Origin of the sequence: Leptospira sanjuanensis (assembly GCF_022267325.1) — a bacterium.
GTDB classification, from domain to species: domain Bacteria; phylum Spirochaetota; class Leptospiria; order Leptospirales; family Leptospiraceae; genus Leptospira; species Leptospira sanjuanensis.
Genome location: NZ_JAIZBG010000001.1, coordinates 1,207,960 through 1,225,116, shown reverse-complemented (window position 1 = coordinate 1,225,116; position 17,157 = coordinate 1,207,960). Strand labels below are relative to the sequence as shown.

Here is a 17,157-nt window from a genome sequence, read left to right as displayed (position 1 = left end):
ACTTTTGCCTCTTAAGAATTCAGAGCTTTGTCCGCCGCCTGCTGGAGTCTTTCCGGAGAAAACGGTTTTACGACGAAGTCTTTGACTCCCATCTTGATTGCCTTTGCCAAAAGGTCTTCCTGACCGAGCGCGGTTACCATGATGATTCTCGCTTTCGCATCCAACTTGAATATTTCCTGAGCCGCTTCGATTCCGTCTTTTTCACGCATGGTAATATCCATCGTGACCAGATCCGGCTTCAAAGACTTGTATTGCTCCACGGCAATATTCCCGTTTTCAGCCTCACCTACGATCTCATGACCGGTTTGGGTGAGCGCGTCTTTTACCATGGTTCTCATGAATTTGGCGTCATCCACAACGAGAATTCTGGCCATAATTAAATTCCTCTCTCTTTCAAAATGATTTGGATCCTATTGATGATTTCGGTCACAGGCTCGATATATTCGACGCCTCCCATTTCAACGGCCTGACGGTTCATTCCATAAATTACGGAAGTTTGTTCGTCCTGTGCGATCGTGGAACCCCCGGCTTCTTTCACTTTTACCATAGCCGCCGAGCCGTCCTTTCCCATACCGGTCATAATCACACCGATTATCCCGCTTTTATATTCTTCGATCGCGCTGTTTAGGAGAACTTCAATGGAAGGTCTGTGTCCATTTACGGGAGCTTCCCTGTTCAGGGCAATCCATTTCCTCCCGCCGCGAGATTGAACGGAAAGATGCGCGTCTCCCGGTGCGACGTAGCCCGTATTCGGTTCGATCGGTTCGCCGTCTTCGGCTTCCTTCACTCGAATTTTGGAATGTTCGTTGAGTCTCATCGCGAACGCTTTCGTAAAACCTGCGGGCATATGTTGCACGACTAGTATCGGCAGAGAAATGTCCGCGGGGACTCTGGAAAAAACTTCCTGCAATGCTCTCGGTCCACCGGTGGAAGTACCGATACAGATCGCTTGCACGGGAGTTTTTTTCGCCGGCGCTCCGCCGGAAGGAACGGTCGTCACCGGAACTTTTTTTAATGAGACAATGGAAGGAATTCTTACGCGGCTTTCGAAGAATGCGAGAATCTTGGACTTGAGAATGTTTCCGATTTCTTCGGGATCGAATTGAAACGCGCTCGAAGGTTTGGGAACGAAGTCGATCGCGCCGTATTCCAAAGCCTTGAACGTGGCCTCGGCTCCGTTTTGAGTCAGAACCGAAAGCATGATGACCGGAATTCCCATCCTCTTTTTTTGAAGCTCGTGCAAGGCCGTAAGACCGTCCATCACCGGCATTTCCACGTCGAGGATGATGACGTCCGGATTCAATTTTTGCGCGAGTTCGATACAATCCACACCGGTCTTACCGGTGGCGACGACGAGAATCTGGGAATCTTTTTGGATCTGATCGGAGATGATGTTTCTCACTAAAAGAGAATCATCCACGATGACCGCGCGGACCGGGTTGGGAACCATTTCCTTTAGAACCTCGGGATCAACTGGATCAATTCGTCAAAGTCCGGAAGGAATAAAAGAACGCCGAGAAGATCGTTTCCTTCGTGATTGAATTCGGTCAGCATACTTAAGAATTTCGTTCTCTCCGGTTTTACGACGTCCAAAACCTGCATAAACGTTCCTTCCAAAAATTCGGGAACGGAAGGCATCACGCTCGCTTTCGCCTTGTTGGAAATCGAGTTCATTACCGAAGAACAAACGATATTGGAGATCTCGCTGAGAACGGACTTCGCATCGTCGGTCAAACCGGAACCGGGGGGCATATCCGAACCGAGAAGTTCTCTCGCGAGATTGCTCGCGTTTTCTCTGGAGAACATCATCAAAAGATTTCCGTTCAAATCTCCGTTCATGCGGATACGAAGACCGTAAAAATGATCGTCCGAAAAACGGATCTCTTCCGCGAGACCGTCGCGGTCGTTCATGATGATTTCCGGAATAAAAAGATCGATGTTCTTTTTCAAAAGCTGGGAAAGAACCATACCCGCGTTCATCATTCCCGTGTTGACTACGCTTTCGAGTTTTTTGATTTCCTCTTTGGAAAGGGCGCCTTTGAAGTCCTTTGCGGGACCGACGGACATCGTACGTTCTTTCTTTTGAGATAAGAAGCTGTCGATGATCGACTTGGCTCGTTTTTGTTCCTCTTCGCTCGCGCTTTGATCGAGCGCAATGTCGGTGATATGAGAACGATATTCCTCTTCCGACTTGGAAACGAACGGTTTACGCGGAGTGGAGGGAGAATCCGAAAACGAAGTCACGGTCGGAGGCGGAGTAGTCTTCGGGGATTCAGGAATCACGGGTTCGCCGGCGGCGGGAAGTTGTCTTTCCTGAGGAGCTTTCATTTCCACGCTGAGAGCCGCCGCGAGTTCTTTTTCTTCGCGGATCATTTCTTCTTTGTCCACGACGATGCGTTTCATCTCGCGGGTGCGTTCGGTCTTTTTCTTTTTCAGACGTTCACGGTTCGTGATCTCGTGCAGTTTGTGATTGTAGACGTTCGTAGGATTCGTCGTTTTTTGAACGTAGAGTTCCTCTTCGCGGTCCGCGGAATGAATCGAACTGATTCTCCGCATCGTTTCGAGATGATAACGAACGACGGTGTCCGTGTCTTCGAGTTCGGACGCGATCTCTACGATTCCGGGAATGTCCAAAACCATGATGATGGTTCCGTCTCCCATGATGGACGCACCTGTGAGACCGTGGATGTTTTTGAAATTCTTTTCGAGAGACTTGATGACCGTCTCGTGTTTGCCCACGAGTTCATCGACCATAAATCCGATCTTGCGACCTTTGTATTGAACGATGACGACCGGAAATTCTTCGCGATCCGTTTTGTCCTGAAGGCCGATGATGCGGTTGAGTCTGTAGATCGGAAGAACTTCTCCTCTGAGATTGATGATTTCGTTCCCTTCGAGAGTGGTGATCTGATCGTTGTGAATCTTGATCGTCTCGTTGACTTCCGAAAGAGGAAACGCATACACTTCCTCTTCCATAAGAACGAGAATGGAAGGAATGATCGCAAGAGCTTGCGGAAAGGAAAGAACAAAGGAAGTCCCCTGACCTTTCGTGCTGTTGATCAAAATTTTCCCTTTGAATTCCTGGATGAGATTGTTCACGACGTTCATGCCCACGCCGCGACCGGAAATATCCGTGATCGTATCGGCTGTGGAAAATCCCGCTTGGAAAATGAACTGATAGATTTCCTGCTCGGTGAGATTGGAAGCTTCGGTCGCGGAGACGAGTCCCTTCTCGATCGCTTTGCGGAGAATTTTTTCCGCGTCCAAACCGCGACCGTCGTCGCGGATCTCCACCATAATATTGCTTCCGCCTTGGTAAGAATTGAGTTCCACCGTTCCGGTTTCCGATTTTCCCGCGGCGACTCTTTCGGACGGAGTTTCAATTCCGTGATCCACGGAGTTGCGGATCAAATGGAGAAGCGGTTCACCGAGCGCATCGATGACTTTTTTGTCGAGTTCGGTCGATTCTCCGCTGAGAATCAAATTCACCTTCTTGCCGGTTTCGAGCGAAAGGTCGCGCACCAAACGCGAGAATCTGCGGAACACAGTGGAGATTTGAACCATTCGGATGTTCATGATTCCGGATTGGAGTTCTTTCGAGATTCGGTTGATGAGATCGATTCTGGATTTGAGATCGTTGAAGAGTTGGTCCTCACCGAAGATTCGGATCAGATCGTCGTAGATTCTTTGAAAGCCGGAATTCGTAATGATCAACTCTCCCACGTTATTCATGAGCTGATCGAGTTTATCGGAGGATACTTTAATACTCTTTAATGTAACCTTGGATTCGGACGCCGCCATATCGTCGTCCATCTTGAATCCCGTCGCCGCGACTTCCTCCTGAACGACGGGAACGTATTCCTGAATGTCGAGGGTTTCCACCATATCGACGTTAGCCGCCGTTCGTATCTGTTCCAGGGATTCGGAAGAAAGAAATAAAAGCGTGATGGAAGTGACGTCGACTCCCTTTTCCAATTCTTCGAGATCGGGAACGGATTTATAAACGACTCCTAAATTTTTTAAGTTCTGAAGAATCAAAGAAAAACGAAGACCCTTCATCGGAGAATCTTTTCCGAGACTTACGGAGATCTTCAGACATTTTCCGGCCTTGCGGATTTCCTCTTCGAGTTCGCGAACCTCTTCCGCTTCCAAACGAATGTCCAAACCTCCCGAAGTGGAAGGACGCAAAGCGGCGCTCGGTGCGGAAGAAGATGTCGGAGCCGCGGCTGGACGGGCGGGTGCTGCTTCAACGGGTTTTGGCGCCGGAGCGGAAGTCTCGGCGGGCGCGGAACCTGCAACGCCGGAAAAAGAAGAAGGATCTTTTTCGTACGCGTCCAGCTTTTGAATCATCTCCGTAAACGGGGTATCGATCTTTTTCCCTTGGCTTACGTTGGCGATCACGTATTTGATCAGATCGAAACATTGAAACAGAAGATTGACGAGAGGAAGTTTGACTTCGAGTTTTCCGTCTCTCGTCAACTGAAGAAGATTCTCCATCTTGTGAGCGAGATCGGAAAGATTGTATAAACCGACGAAAGCCGCGGAACTTTTGAGCGAATGAGCCGCGCGGAAGATATCGTTGATGATCGAAAGATTTTTATGATCCGCTTCGAGACGAAGAAGGTTCGCGTTCAGTTCTTCGATTTGGTCTTCGGACTCTTCCAAAAAGAGTTCGGTGTATTCTCCCAGAATTCCAGCCATTACGCGACCTCCTGTTCAAAGTTGATCAGGACGGATAGGTTTAAGTTAAGGATCAAAGTTTCCTCCGCCTGGCTGACAGATTCTATCAAAGAACTGTAATTGAGAGTGAGATCGTCGGTGGCCTTGCTGATTTTGTCGAATTGAATTTTCACCACTTGTTTTACCGTATCGACGAGAATTCCCGCGCGTTTTTCTTCGTGAACGACGACGATGATTCTTGTGGAAGGAATGATCTCGCTGTATCCGATTCCGAAAACCTGCTTTAGATCTAATATCGGAATGATCTCTCCTCGGAGATTAATCACCCCGAGAATATAATCGTCTCCGTTCGGAATTCTTGTGATCGGAACCGGCTTCAGAATTTCGTGGATTTTTAGGATATCGATTCCGAAGATTTCGTCCTCGACATTAAAGGTAAGATATTCCTTTTGAGAGTCCGTCGTTTTATCCGCTTCTAAGGATTCAAGATATTGTCTATTATCGAATGAGGCCATGATTGTATACCCGAAGGTCTCCGTTAAAATCCAGGATCAATATATAAAACAGATTGCGATTTGTTTTTCAAGAACAATCGAAAGAAAGCATTCGCGAAACCTAAAAATTCTCACTCTATTTATCGAATAGACAGTATTTTACCGCTTTTTCAGACGATTTGATAGATTTTTTTCTCCGTAATGACAGTACCAACTCTTATGTCGTGATCTTCCTTTGCGAAGCTCGCCGGAAAGAGTTCCTCGTAGGTAAGACCGATCAATTGATTCGGACTGACGTCGTGCAAAGTTCTGTCATAAAAGCCCGCGCCCCGTCCCAAACGGAAACCGAGTTCGTCGTAACCCAAAGCCGGAACGACAATCCATTCCGCATCGTGAAAATTTAAGGTCTTTGTTCCTTTCGGTTCGGAAATTCCGAACGGGCCCGATTCCCAGGTTTCGGGAAGAATGAATTCGAGTTTTTCTCCGATCATTTTTGGGAAATAAATTTCCTTACCGGAATCTGTCCAACCCAAGGCTTTCGGGTCCACCTTTACTTCCCATTTATCGGGAGCGTAGGCGATGATCTTACGTGCGCCCGCCGTGATTTCCGCTAAAAACCGCAGAATGGCTTGGTCTTTGATTTCTCTTTCTTCCAAAAGAGTAAGAAGCGTTCGAAGTGCGTTTCTAGATTGCAGTTTCAAGGAGAATTACTACTAAAGAGATCGAATTTTTAATCGTACAAAGTAAAGTTTTGAATGCGGCTCAAAGAAAGAAGTTCACAGATCTCCGATGATTCCTTCTTCCAACATGGTTATCAGCTTGCGGGTTTTTTCTTCGATTTCACCGGTTCCGGGAGAAGCGGAAGGTGTTGTTTCACTTTTGATTTCTTTCGCTTGATTCAATTCGTCCGCAAAGTTCAGCGCGGCTAAGATGGCTAATTTTTGTCGGGATGCGCCGGGCATTCCGGCTCCGAGTTCTCTGAGTTTTCGATCCACTTCTTCCGCAAGGGAATAAATATAGTCTTCTCCCGTTTCGCTGAGGATCGTATATTCCTCTCCGAGGATTCTAACTTTTACCCTGCGTGGGTCCAATCAAACAACCTCAGGACTTAGGATCGTCTTCGATGATCAGAAAGTCGTCGTCTTCATCCGCGTCGAATACGCTGATCGCGTCGTCATCGTCTTCGATAATGATATCGTCGTCATCGCTTTCGGTCAGAGGACTGAAATCTTCCGCGGTTTCGTCTTCGGAAATTTCGATGATGTCTTCGTCTTTTTCGGGAACTTCTGTGATCAGGGAAATATCGTCGTCTTCTTCGTCGAGAAGAATGATTTCGTCGTCTTCGCCGAATTCCTCTTCTGCGGAAGCGGTTTCTTTGACGACGTTAGACGCCGCGGCGGTAGTTGCGGCGGCTGCAGCAGCCGGAGCCGCACTCGAAGCGGAAGAAGAAGGAGCCGAAGATGCCGTTGCTCCTCCCCCTTGTGGAAGAGAATCCAATCTTCCGAGGAGTTGATTGATCTTTCCTTCGAGTTTTTGTTCTCTTTCTTTGAGTTCCGTAAGTTCTGCGTTCGTTTTTTGAAGCTGAGCCCGGAGAGAAGAAAGTTCTTTTTCCTTTTCTTCCATCGCCAGTTTCATCTGGTCGTTTTCGGCTCTCAGGGTTTCGTTTTCGGATTCTAAGCGACCATTTTCAGCGCGAAGATCGCCGATCAGTTCAAGGGCTTTAATGACCTTGCTTTCTAATTCTTCAATGGTCTCCATAGTAAGCATAACCTGATTCTCCTTAAAAAACGATTCTCTGAAAACAGAAAAAGCCCTGTAAGCTTACAGGGCTGTCGATTTCGGTCAAGCTGGATTGATTATCCGGCTACTTTGATCTTTTCGACCAGGGCGTTGAAAACTTCCCGATCGTTAAAAGCCAGCTCTGCAAGGGATTTACGATCCATGTTGATCCCTAATTTCTTAAGAGAATTCATGAATACGGAATAAGACAAACCATTTTCTCTCGCAGCGGCGTTAATTCTGATGATCCAAAGTTTACGAAAATCTCTTTTCTTCGCTCTACGATCGCGGTAAGCCCACTGGCCCGCTTTCATTACCGCACTTTTTGCCGTTCTGTAAAGTTTAGAACGGGCTCCGCGGAATCCTTTTGCGTCCTTTAAGACTCTTCTTCTTCTATTTTTGTGGATGGTTCCGTTGACCGCTCTAGGCATTATCGTACTCCATAAGGCATTAATCTGACGATGGATTTCCAGTCAGAGTTATTGACCAAGGTCAAACCGCGAAGACGTCTTCTGCGTTTCGGTCCCTTTTTGGTCAAGATGTGACGGGTATTCATACTCTTGCGTTTGATTTTGTTGTTCTTTGTGAACTTGAAACGCTTTGCAGCGGCTCTGTTCGTTTTCAACTTTGGCATCTTAATCTACCTTCGATCCTATTTCCGGAAATTATTTCGGATTAATAATTACTACGATCTGCTTTCCGTCCTGAACAGGATCCCTTTCCGCGGTGCCATGCTCTTTCAGGTCTTCGATCATTCTATATACCACTTTCATTCCGAGGTCGGAGTGCATCATCTCTCTACCGCGGAATCGGAGACTGACTTTTACTTTGTCTCCCTTTCCAAGAAACTCTTGCGCGTGTTTCTTTTTGATTTCGTAATCGTGACTTTCGATTCGAGGACGAATCTTAATTTCCTTAACGTTGATTACGTGTTGTTTCTTTTTAGCCTCTTTACTCTTTTTGAGTAACTCGAATTTATACTTACCGTAGTCGATGATCTTACAAACGTGAAGTTCCTGATCCGCCGATACTTCCACGAGATCCAGGTTTTCTTCTTTTGCTTTTCTGAGAGCTTCTTCAAAAGGAACGATCGCCACTCCGTCGTCCGATACTAAACGGACTCTGGAAACGCCCGTGATTTTCTCATTGATCCTGTGATTAAAAAGTTTATCCGTTGCTGACTTTTGACTCGGTTTCCTCTGCATTCATTCTCCGGCTAGATTTCCAAGATTTTATTCTTAGGCCTGTTTTCAAGCGATTTTTGACTCTATTTCCCTGGAATCGGCCTTTATTTCAAGCGGATTTTGCCGTTTTCGACGATCCGTGGTAGTTCCCACAAGTTCGATGGGTTAACGGCAGAAGTCCGCGTTAGGAAGGTAAGAGTTCCCACTTGTTTCGGAATTCGATTCCGGTATTTTTCCGGAATACGGTGGTAGTTCCCACAGTTTTCTCTTCAAAGAATCCGATTCGAACTGGGAAACAGCAGGAGTTCCCACAACGGAAACGTTCCACCGGGAAATTCCCCGCGTTGAACCGTAGTAGTTCCTACGTTTTTCAAGATCAGTCCGTTCTTTTCACAATGATTCACCGGGAAAACGAAGGAGTTCCCACATTTCCAAAAACGGCGGCCTCTTTTTCAAGCCGCCGCCCGCCGCTTCTTATAACTTAGCCCGCTTTAATCTCATCCTGTAGATTGGAAATAAAACCGGCGCGGGTCAAAGTCTTGGTGTCCTCTTGACCGAGCTTTCTGACCGCGAGAGTCCCGGATTCCATTTCCTTTTCACCCAATACCAAAAGATAATTCGCCTTTTTTAGGATAGAATCCCGGATCTTTGCGCCGATCTTTTCGTTTCTCGTGTCCATCTCCACCCGGAACCCAACTTCGACTAACTCGCGATAAACGTCCTTCGCGTAGTCGGTGACTTTTTCGGTCACGGTGAGAATTCTCACCTGATTGGGAGAAATCCAAAGAGGAAATTTCCCCTCGTAGTGTTCGATGAGAATTCCGATGAATCGCTCCAAGGATCCGTAAATCGCTCTGTGAATCATCACCGGTCTTTTTTTCTGACCGTCGCTGTCGGTGTAATCCAATTCGAATCGTTCGGGCATGGAGAAGTCGACTTGGATCGTTCCGCACTGCCAAAGCCTTCCGATGGAATCCTTGATGTTGAATTCGATCTTGGGTCCGTAGAACGCACCCTCTCCTTCTTTGATTCCGTAAGGAATTCCTTTTTTTTCGAGAGACTTCTTGAGCGTTTCGGTCGCAAACTCCCAGTCCTCGTCTTTCCCTTGCGATTTTTCGGGGCGCGTCGCGATGAAGGTCTTAAATTCGGAAAATCCGAATTTCTTATATACGGTAAACGTAAAGTCGATGATGTCCATCACCTCGGATTCGAGATGATCCAACGGCGCGTAGATATGAGAATCATCCTGAGTGAACGCTCTGACTCGGAAAAGGCCGTGAAGAACACCGTGCAATTCGTGACGATGTACGCTTCCGAATTCCGCGAATCGTAAAGGAAGTTCGCGGTAAGAATGCAGGTGATGTTTATAAATCAAAGAACATCCGGGACAGTTCATCGGCTTGAGAGCGTAATCCTCTTCGTCGATGTCCGTGAAATACATGTTCTCGTGAAAGTTATCCCAGTGACCCGACTTCTTCCAAAGCTCGGAAGAAAGAACGGCGGGAGTTTTGATTTCCTGATAACCGCGCTTATTGCACTCGGATCGAAGATAATCCGCGAGCGAATTCCAGAGAATCGTTCCTTTCGGATGCCAGAACGGAAATCCGGGGCCCTCTTTTTGAAAGGAGAATAGATCCATTTCCTTTCCGATCTTTCTGTGATCCCTTTTCTTCGCTTCTTCGATTTGAAAGAGATACGCATCCAATTCTTTTTTGGTAGGGAACGCGACTCCGTAGATGCGTGTAAGCATCGCGTTGTCTTTGTCCGCTTTCCAATACGCGCCCGAGATCGCCGTTAGTTTAAAAGATTTTAATATACCGGAATTCGGAACGTGAGGTCCGCGGCAAAGATCGAACCATTCTCCCATCCCGTAAATGGAAACGTCCTCGCTCGGAATTCCTCCGATGATTTCGATCTTGTATTTCTCTCCGAGTTTTTGGAAGGTTTCGATCGCTTCCTTTTTCGAAACGACCTTCCTCCAGACCGGATGATCCGCCTTTACGATCTTCTCCATTTCGGCTTCGATCTTCGGGAAGTCTTCCGGAGTTACGATCGCACCTTGAAAATCGATGTCGTAATAAAAAAATCCGGGACCGTTTTCGATGACCGGACCCACGGTGAGATTCGCGTTCTTGTATAAATTCTGAACCGCCATTCCGAGTAAATGCGCCGCGGAATGTTGAAAGGTTTCCCATCCCGCTTTTTCGGAATAGGTCAATACTTCTATGTTTGCATCGGCTTCCACCGTTCGGGATAAGTCCTGGATATCCGTGCCGTTCAGACGTACGGCAAGCGCCTTGTTTTTTAAGAAGGGTAATTCTTTTTCGATGAAGTCGCGGTAAGTGGAACCTTGTGCGACTTCCTTAACGGATTTGTCCGGCAACGTAAGCCTATGCATATTCTTATTCTATCCAGGAACGAATTTGGGTTTTCCCCTTTCCATTCGCGAAAATCGGACATATTTTTCAACCGATTTGCATTTGCGGGGGAAAAACCTTGACTGTGCCCTCCCCCCTATCGACGCTGTAGGAGATGAAAGCGTTTCTGGTTCTCGACAACGGCACGATCATAGAAGGAGAATCTTTCGGCTACGAAACGGACTCCGTCGGCGAGGTTGTCTTCAATACTTCCATGGCGGGTTATCAAGAAATTCTCACCGACCCTTCCTACTGCAATCAAATCATAACGTTAACCTACCCGATGATCGGGAATTACGGAATCCATCCGACCAACATGGAATCCGCAAAAATCCAAGCGAGCGGATTGATCGTAAAAGAATATGTGGATCGTCCTTCAAACTTCCGTTCCGAAAAGACGCTTTCCCAATTTTTAAAAGAATATAAAATCCCGGCCATCCAAGGGATCGATACGCGCAAACTGACGCGTTATATCCGAACCAACGGTTCTCCGAACGGCGGGATTTTTGTGGCTCCGGAATATTCTCCTAAGTTTCTGGAAACGGTGAAGTCTTTTCCGGGAATCATCAATGCGGATCTTGCCAAGGTCGTAACGACTTCTTCGAAATACATCTTCGGAACTCATACCGGAAAAAAATACAAACTCGCTGTTTATGATTACGGCGTGAAAACGAACATTCTCCGTTTGTTGGACGCGAGCGGTTTTGCGGTAACGGTTTATCCCGCGCAAACTCCGGCGGAAGAAATCATGAAGGAAGGAACGGACGCATTCTTTCTTTCCAACGGACCCGGAGACCCGGCTCCTCTTGATTACGCGATCGACGCGACGCGTAAGATTATGGAAAAGGGATATCCTCTTTTCGGGATCTGTCTAGGGCATCAGATCATCGGACTTTCGCTCGGTAAAAAAACCGAGAAGATGAAGTTCGGTCATCGCGGCGGAAACCAACCGGTTAAGAATTTATCAACTGGACAAGTGGAGATCACTTCGCAAAATCACGGTTTTGCGGTAATCGACGATCAAAAGTCGGATGAACCCGTTTCGTTTTTAAATCTAAACGACAACACCGTGGAAGGGATTTTAAAATCCGGTTATCCATTGTTGACCGTTCAGTATCACCCGGAAAGCGCTCCGGGTCCGAACGATTCCCGTTATTTATTTCAAAAGTTTTACGATCTCGTTGAGTCTACAAAAAGAGGCAAATAAAAATGGCAGAATTTCCGCAACTTCCCGATAGAATTTTTGGTATCCCCGTTGGAAAAGATTTTTCCATGGAAGCTCTCGTAAAAGACGTATGGAATCCGGAAACGGACGACCTTTTCCCTCCTAAGAATTTTTTAGGCATCGGCTACGGCGTGAACTTTTACGCGATTGCGAGAAAGACCGGGCTTCTCTAAACAAAGAAAAACACCGGGCTTGTCGAATTTCGGCAAGCCCGTCCTAAAACGGAACATCCTTCCGAGTTCACGCCGGCCACAATCGAAGATTCCGCGTGGATAAATTATAAATCGCTTAGAAATTCTTTCGGTCATCGGATATACTTCCCTTCGAATTTTTTGAATCGAATTCGGAGAAATTCGCCACCTGTCGAAGTCGGTGGAAACCTGAAACCTCGAAGCCGATTGCATCACCGCCAAAACGGAGAAAGTATGAAAGAAAATTATAATATTCTAAATCTACCTCGAGACCTTCGGGAGGATTTAATCGGACGAAAAAGAATCGAAACAGGACAAGGTTGGTTTGATCTTGCATCTATCCAAGAAGTCCACTTCAGCTCCGTAAAGATCGGTCCGTTTGCAAATGACGAATTAGGACAATATTACACCAATTCGGTCGGCCTTATAAAAAATTCGGAACACTATGGGGAAGATCCGGAAATTCTTGTCTGGCTACCGCGAATCGGGCTCTACGGGACATGGGATTCCAGTCACGACGAACTTCATATTTTTCCGGATGGGAATTGGAACACTATGAAATCGAATCTGACTCCATTCATCGAAGCACAGTGGGGATACGAGGGCGACGACAAGATAGAACACATAACCTTGGAAGACGCAGAGCGATACCCGACGGCCTTCGACTTTATCCCTTACGACCTGGACAAAACAGTACACAACCTTTCCGACGGAGAATTGAACGCTTTTTTGGAACGATACGAAGATGCGATTCTTCGACATCCGGACGTCTCTTCGTTGAACGACGCCTATTTCGCGTTAGACGAAATGGGAAAGCTGAAACAATCCTTGGACGCCTTCGGAAAAGCCGCGGAACTTTGTCCTAGGGAATCCATGTACGCGGCCAACCTCGCCGAAATCCATTGGAAAATGGGGGACCAAAAGCAAGCCGCCCAATACGCCAAAAAAGCCAAAAGTATGGGAGACAAATCCCCGATCGTGGAGGAAATATTTCAATCGACCCGAAGCAGCTCGAAAGGATCGGAATAAGAAGACGGACATTTTAGAAATTATGAATGCGGATCGATTCCATCCGGAGATCGAAAATCCTGAACACAAATCGAGGCGTCACTCTTAAAAGAAATTTCCATTCGATTTCCAATCAAACTTGTTTGAATTTATAATTTGGACGGAACAAAGTTGAACAATCCTTTACTGTTTTGGAACTTTGAAGAGTGAAGGTTGCCGATGAAAATTAACAAATCGATTCTTTTCGCATTAGTTCTCTTGGGGAATATGTGCATTTCTATCCCGCGACACACTCTTTCTTTGGAAAATTCCGCAGCCGGCCGAGACAGAAACGCAAAACTTCTTTCCGCATTTTTCGGTTTGGACAATGAACTTCCGTTTCGATCGATCGCGCTTTGGAGATACGCTCCCGGCAAAGACGGCATGCCCTTGGTCTTTTCCCACGAAATCGATCCTGCAACTTTGGATATTTTGGATTTTCAAATCATTACGGTGAAGGGTGAAATTCTTTCTCCGTCGTTCGCGACGTTCGCACCGGCTTTGGAAGCTTTCGAGCTGAGGACAGTTTTACTCATCGGCGAATTCGGAAATCATCCGGATAACGAGCCGAAAGAAATCGCGATCGTGGGCGAACTCAAAAGTCGCGACGGTCAGAATTTTTTCGGACAAAAAGTCGCGGTAACTCCACTAAACGAAGGACCGTATATTAGTTATGCTGAATATTTCAATTTCGAACCCTCCTATCCTTACAACGAATCCGAACGAGGAAAGGACTGTCCCCGTATGGAAACCGCAGTCGTAGTTAGAACCGTTTGGGCCGGAGGTGTCAGGGCCATCGACGGGCAGGAATTGGGCGATCGAGATTTGAAACGGTTTCGAATTCGGATGAAAGCGGGGAAAAAAACATGGTTTGTTCATCCGTTTCGCATCGCCGACATTGACGATAACGACAACAATATCGATTTGTGTATTTCCGAAAAAGGAATTCCTATTTCGGTCGAAGCGGATGCAAATACGGCCATCGACCCGAGAGGAGACGCGAACCCGTTTACGAAAAAGGAAATTTTAAGCCGCTGGTAAATTTGAATCGAAAATCCGAATTCATAAAAACACGTTTCGTAGAGTCGATACGACACAACCCGAACCGTCCTTTAAATCAAAACCCGCATCTTCACCCGGATTTTTATTTTTAAGAGCGAACGTTCGAATCGAAGAACGGCCTCGTGCGTCTTTTATTGTTAAATTAGAAAATTCTAAAATTCAAAATCTGAACCGCTTTTCAAAAACATAAAAGCCCAGGACATACCCCCGGGCTTTTTATGATTTTCCGGGCTCTCAACAAAAACCGCGGAAACTTTTTCTTTTAGAAAGAATTCCTCAATCGAAGAATTTTCTCCGTAAGATCTTATGCTTGGAACGCGTCCAAAACAAGCTGATCCTGTTCCTGCAAATGCAGCTTCATGTGACCGGCGGCAGGGCTCGGAGATTCGTGTCTTCCCGCATAAACAAGTCGAATGTTGGAAGGAATCAAATCCTCGATTCTTTCGCGAACGAAAAACCAAGCTCCTTGGTTTTTCGGTTCTTCCTGACACCACACGAAGGATTTAGCGTTCTTGAATTTCTTGAGAGCCGCCTCGATTTCCTTCGCGGGAAACGGATAGATCTGCTCCACTCGCACAAGAGCCGTATTCTGGATTTTGTTCTCCTCGCGATATTTCAGTAAATCATAATATACTTTACCTGCGGAGAAGATCACCTTTTCGATCTTGTCGGCCTTTGAACCGGCGTCGTCCACGAGGATTTCGCGGAACGCGCCTTGCAGAATGTCCTCCACCGGAGAAAGAGAAGCCGGAAAACGGAGCAAACTTTTCGGAGTTACGATCACGAGAGGTTTGCGGTAGTTTCTGAGCATCTGCCTGCGGAGAAGGTGGAAATACTGAGCGGCCGTCGTGAGGTTACAAACCTGCATGTTGTTGAGGGCGCAGAGCTGTAAAAATCTTTCGAGCCTTGCGGATGAATGTTCCGGTCCTTGACCTTCGTATCCGTGAGGAAGAAGCATAATCAAACCGGAAAGTCTTTGCCACTTCACTTCCGAACTGGAAATGAACTGATCGAAGATCACCTGCGCGCTGTTCGCAAAATCTCCGAACTGAGCTTCCCACATCACGAGGGCGTTCGGGTCGGCGAGAGAATATCCGTATTCAAAGCCCAACACCGAAAACTCGGAAAGCGAAGAGTTGATGATCTCCGCCTTAGCCTGCTTAGGCGAAATGTGGTTGAGAGGAATGTATTTCTCGTTGGTGTTCGTATCGACCAACACCGCGTGACGATGCGAGAACGTTCCTCTCTGAGAATCCTGTCCGGAAAGACGGATTCTAAATCCGCTTTCGAGAATCGATCCGAAGGAAAGCGCTTCCGCAAATCCCCAATCCACGGGAATTTTTCCTTCCGCCATTTCTTTTCTGCTCTGGAGAAGTTTTACGAGTTTTGAATTCGGAGTAAATCCTTGCGGAACGCTCGTCAAAGCCTGAACGATTCCGTGCATCTGCTCCGCGAGAAGTTTCGTCGCAGGTTCGGAATCCAAGGAAACCTTGGAGAACTTGGACCAAACTCCCTGCATGGTATCGACACGGATCTTTACGTCCTGTTCTTTGGCTCTTTGGAAAGAATCCTCCAGCCCGTGCATGGACCCGTTTTTAATGAAGTCCAAATCTTCCTGAGCAATGTCGCCTTCCTCCACGAGACGTTTCTCGTAGAGATTGACGGTCGGAGGATGGCTTTTGATCGTCGCATACATCTTCGGCTGCGTGAACGCAGGTTCGTCGGTTTCGTTGTGACCGAGTCTTCTATAACATACGAGATCTATGATAAAATCTTTTTTGAACTTCTGACGGTATTCCATCCCGAGTTTAACCACTCGATATACTGCTTCGGGATCGTCCCCGTTTACGTGGATGATCGGAATTTGGAATCCTTTCGCGAGATCGGTTGCATACAACGTGGATCTGGATTCGTCCGGAAGAGTGGTGAATCCGATCTGGTTGTTGACCACGATGTGAAACGTTCCACCGGTAGTATAACCTTCGAGGTTCATCAGATTGAGAGTTTCCGCAACCACGCCCTGCCCCGCAAACGCAGCATCTCCGTGGATCAAAACCGGCATGTATTTTTCTCGATCCTTGTCTCCGATCAGAGTTTGACGCGCACGCACGGAACCGGTTACGACCGGGTCCACACATTCCAAGTGACTCGGATTGAACGCGAGAGAAAGTTTCACTTCTTTTCCCGAAGCGGTCATTCTGCTGTTCGAATAACCGAGGTGATACTTCACGTCCGCATAACTCAGGTTATCCTTGTCGGTTTTTTCCTCGAATTCGGCAAAGATGAGGGACGCGGGTTTTTCGATGATGTTCACGAGAACGTTGAGTCGTCCTCTGTGCGCCATTCCGATCACGAGTCCGTCCATCTTGTGATGTCCGGCCTCTTCCACGATCGTATCCAAAAGAGGGATGAAGGATTCTCCCCCTTCGAGAGAGAATCTTTTTTTACCGACGTATTTTTTCGCGAGAAAGGTTTCGAAGTAATCCGCTTGGAATAATTTTTCGAACAATCTGAGTTTGATGCTCTTCGGCAGAGGGGCTAAGAATGCGGGAGACTCCATCTTTTTTTGAAGCCATTCCCGTTCCACGTCGTCCACGAGATAGAAGTGTTCGGCTCCGATCGTGTTGCAATAAACCTTTTCGTAAAGATCCACGATCTCGGCAAGTTTGACTCTTCCAAGAGTATCGCTGTCGACCACGGTTTCCAAATCCGCGGGAGAAATGCTGTGCAATTTGGAATCGATGAACGTTCGGTTCGGTTTTTGAATTCCGAGCGGATCGAGTTTTGCCGCAAGGTGACCTTGTCTTCTGTATGCGTTCAGAAGGTTGATGATCCCCATTTCGCGGATGGAACCCGCTTGCGCGTCCGTAAAGGAAGTGGCAACGGCAGACTTTCCGTTCCCGTTCGTATATCCGCCGCCGTTTCCGTTGGCAAGTCCGTTGGAATCCACTTCCTGGAAGAAGGACTTCCATTCTTTGTCCACCGTTTCCGGATTGAGCTTGTACTGATTATAGAGTTCTTCGAGGAGAGCGCCGTTCTCTCCGTAAAGCGCCATGAGTTTTTCGATCTTCATTGTTG

Annotated in this window: 15 protein-coding genes and 1 pseudogene; 4 read left to right on the top strand and 12 right to left on the bottom strand. The window is 47.1% G+C overall.

Going from position 1 to position 17,157, the window contains the following annotated elements:
* Nucleotides 1-11 precede the first annotated feature (11 nt).
* The 11 genes from LFX25_RS05545 to thrS form a co-directional block, all read right to left on the bottom strand.
* On the bottom strand, nt 12-374 hold the full coding sequence (locus tag LFX25_RS05545) for a response regulator (protein ID WP_004458304.1): 363 nt from the start codon (nt 372-374) through the stop codon (nt 12-14).
* 2 nt (nt 375-376) lie between these two features.
* The gene (locus LFX25_RS05540) at nt 377-1,450 is read right to left on the bottom strand and encodes a protein-glutamate methylesterase/protein-glutamine glutaminase (protein WP_238729345.1); all 1,074 of its coding nucleotides are present in this window, start codon (nt 1,448-1,450) and stop codon (nt 377-379) included.
* A 5-nt stretch (nt 1,451-1,455) separates the two neighbouring features.
* Entirely contained in the window at nt 1,456-4,701 is a 3,246-nt protein-coding gene (locus LFX25_RS05535) for a chemotaxis protein CheW (RefSeq protein WP_238729344.1), read from the bottom strand.
* Entirely contained in the window at nt 4,701-5,195 is a 495-nt protein-coding gene (locus tag LFX25_RS05530; protein ID WP_118955433.1) for a chemotaxis protein CheW, read from the bottom strand. Before LFX25_RS05530 ends, LFX25_RS05535 begins: the two co-directional genes overlap by 1 nt.
* 149 nt (nt 5,196-5,344) lie before the next feature.
* On the bottom strand, nt 5,345-5,875 hold the full coding sequence (locus LFX25_RS05525) for a 5-formyltetrahydrofolate cyclo-ligase (RefSeq protein ID WP_238729343.1): 531 nt from the start codon (nt 5,873-5,875) through the stop codon (nt 5,345-5,347).
* Nucleotides 5,876-5,950: 75 nt separating this feature from the next.
* Nucleotides 5,951-6,265 (bottom strand): cell division protein ZapA, encoded by a 315-nt coding sequence (locus tag LFX25_RS05520; RefSeq protein ID WP_135571714.1) that lies wholly within the window; start codon nt 6,263-6,265, stop codon nt 5,951-5,953.
* 10 nt (nt 6,266-6,275) lie between these two features.
* Entirely contained in the window at nt 6,276-6,941 is a 666-nt protein-coding gene (locus LFX25_RS05515) for a coiled-coil domain-containing protein (RefSeq protein WP_238729342.1), read from the bottom strand.
* 89 nt (nt 6,942-7,030) lie between these two features.
* On the bottom strand, nt 7,031-7,384 hold the full coding sequence (gene rplT, locus LFX25_RS05510; protein WP_002726297.1) for a 50S ribosomal protein L20: 354 nt from the start codon (nt 7,382-7,384) through the stop codon (nt 7,031-7,033).
* Nucleotides 7,384-7,587, bottom strand: coding sequence for a 50S ribosomal protein L35 (gene rpmI, locus LFX25_RS05505; RefSeq protein ID WP_002765180.1), 204 nt, complete (start codon nt 7,585-7,587; stop codon nt 7,384-7,386). The genes rplT and rpmI overlap by 1 nt, the downstream gene beginning before the upstream one ends.
* 31 nt (nt 7,588-7,618) lie before the next feature.
* The gene (gene infC / locus LFX25_RS05500) at nt 7,619-8,158 is read right to left on the bottom strand and encodes a translation initiation factor IF-3 (RefSeq protein ID WP_118955437.1); all 540 of its coding nucleotides are present in this window, start codon (nt 8,156-8,158) and stop codon (nt 7,619-7,621) included.
* A 460-nt stretch (nt 8,159-8,618) separates the two neighbouring features.
* Complete coding sequence (gene thrS / locus LFX25_RS05495; protein WP_238729341.1) at nt 8,619-10,535, bottom strand: threonine--tRNA ligase; 1,917 nt, start codon at nt 10,533-10,535, stop codon at nt 8,619-8,621.
* 134 nt (nt 10,536-10,669) lie between these two features.
* On the opposite strand from thrS, the gene carA reads away from it, so the two are divergent.
* The 4 genes and pseudogenes from carA (at nt 10,670) to LFX25_RS05475 (ending at nt 14,058) form a co-directional block, all read left to right on the top strand.
* Nucleotides 10,670-11,761, top strand: a complete 1,092-nt coding sequence (gene carA / locus LFX25_RS05490) for a glutamine-hydrolyzing carbamoyl-phosphate synthase small subunit (RefSeq protein WP_238729340.1) — start codon at nt 10,670-10,672, stop codon at nt 11,759-11,761.
* A gap of 2 nt (nt 11,762-11,763) precedes the next feature.
* Complete coding sequence (locus LFX25_RS05485; RefSeq protein WP_135569182.1) at nt 11,764-11,952, top strand: hypothetical protein; 189 nt, start codon at nt 11,764-11,766, stop codon at nt 11,950-11,952.
* A 252-nt stretch (nt 11,953-12,204) separates the two neighbouring features.
* Nucleotides 12,205-12,771: pseudogene (locus tag LFX25_RS05480) on the top strand (hypothetical protein); the annotation flags it as partial.
* Nucleotides 12,772-13,197: 426 nt separating this feature from the next.
* Nucleotides 13,198-14,058 (top strand): hypothetical protein, encoded by an 861-nt coding sequence (locus tag LFX25_RS05475; RefSeq protein ID WP_238729338.1) that lies wholly within the window; start codon nt 13,198-13,200, stop codon nt 14,056-14,058.
* A gap of 325 nt (nt 14,059-14,383) precedes the next feature.
* Here LFX25_RS05475 and LFX25_RS05470 read toward each other — a convergent pair whose 3' ends face one another.
* Entirely contained in the window at nt 14,384-17,152 is a 2,769-nt protein-coding gene (locus LFX25_RS05470; RefSeq protein WP_238729337.1) for a 2-oxoglutarate dehydrogenase E1 component, read from the bottom strand.
* Nucleotides 17,153-17,157: the final 5 nt, after the last annotated feature.

Coding starts and splice junctions, on each gene's coding strand:
- LFX25_RS05545 (WP_004458304.1), bottom strand. CDS start 374: ATGGCCAGAATTCTCGTTGTGGATGACGCCAAATTCATGAGAACCATG.
- LFX25_RS05540 (WP_238729345.1), bottom strand. CDS start 1,450: ATGGTTCCCAACCCGGTCCGCGCGGTCATCGTGGATGATTCTCTTTTA.
- LFX25_RS05535 (WP_238729344.1), bottom strand. CDS start 4,701: ATGGCTGGAATTCTGGGAGAATACACCGAACTCTTTTTGGAAGAGTCC.
- LFX25_RS05530 (WP_118955433.1), bottom strand. CDS start 5,195: ATGGCCTCATTCGATAATAGACAATATCTTGAATCCTTAGAAGCGGAT.
- LFX25_RS05515 (WP_238729342.1), bottom strand. CDS start 6,941: ATGCTTACTATGGAGACCATTGAAGAATTAGAAAGCAAGGTCATTAAA.
- rplT (WP_002726297.1), bottom strand. CDS start 7,384: ATGCCTAGAGCGGTCAACGGAACCATCCACAAAAATAGAAGAAGAAGA.
- rpmI (WP_002765180.1), bottom strand. CDS start 7,587: ATGCCAAAGTTGAAAACGAACAGAGCCGCTGCAAAGCGTTTCAAGTTC.
- infC (WP_118955437.1), bottom strand. CDS start 8,158: ATGCAGAGGAAACCGAGTCAAAAGTCAGCAACGGATAAACTTTTTAAT.
- thrS (WP_238729341.1), bottom strand. CDS start 10,535: ATGCATAGGCTTACGTTGCCGGACAAATCCGTTAAGGAAGTCGCACAA.
- carA (WP_238729340.1), top strand. CDS start 10,670: ATGAAAGCGTTTCTGGTTCTCGACAACGGCACGATCATAGAAGGAGAA.
- LFX25_RS05485 (WP_135569182.1), top strand. CDS start 11,764: ATGGCAGAATTTCCGCAACTTCCCGATAGAATTTTTGGTATCCCCGTT.
- LFX25_RS05475 (WP_238729338.1), top strand. CDS start 13,198: ATGAAAATTAACAAATCGATTCTTTTCGCATTAGTTCTCTTGGGGAAT.
- LFX25_RS05470 (WP_238729337.1), bottom strand. CDS start 17,152: ATGAAGATCGAAAAACTCATGGCGCTTTACGGAGAGAACGGCGCTCTC.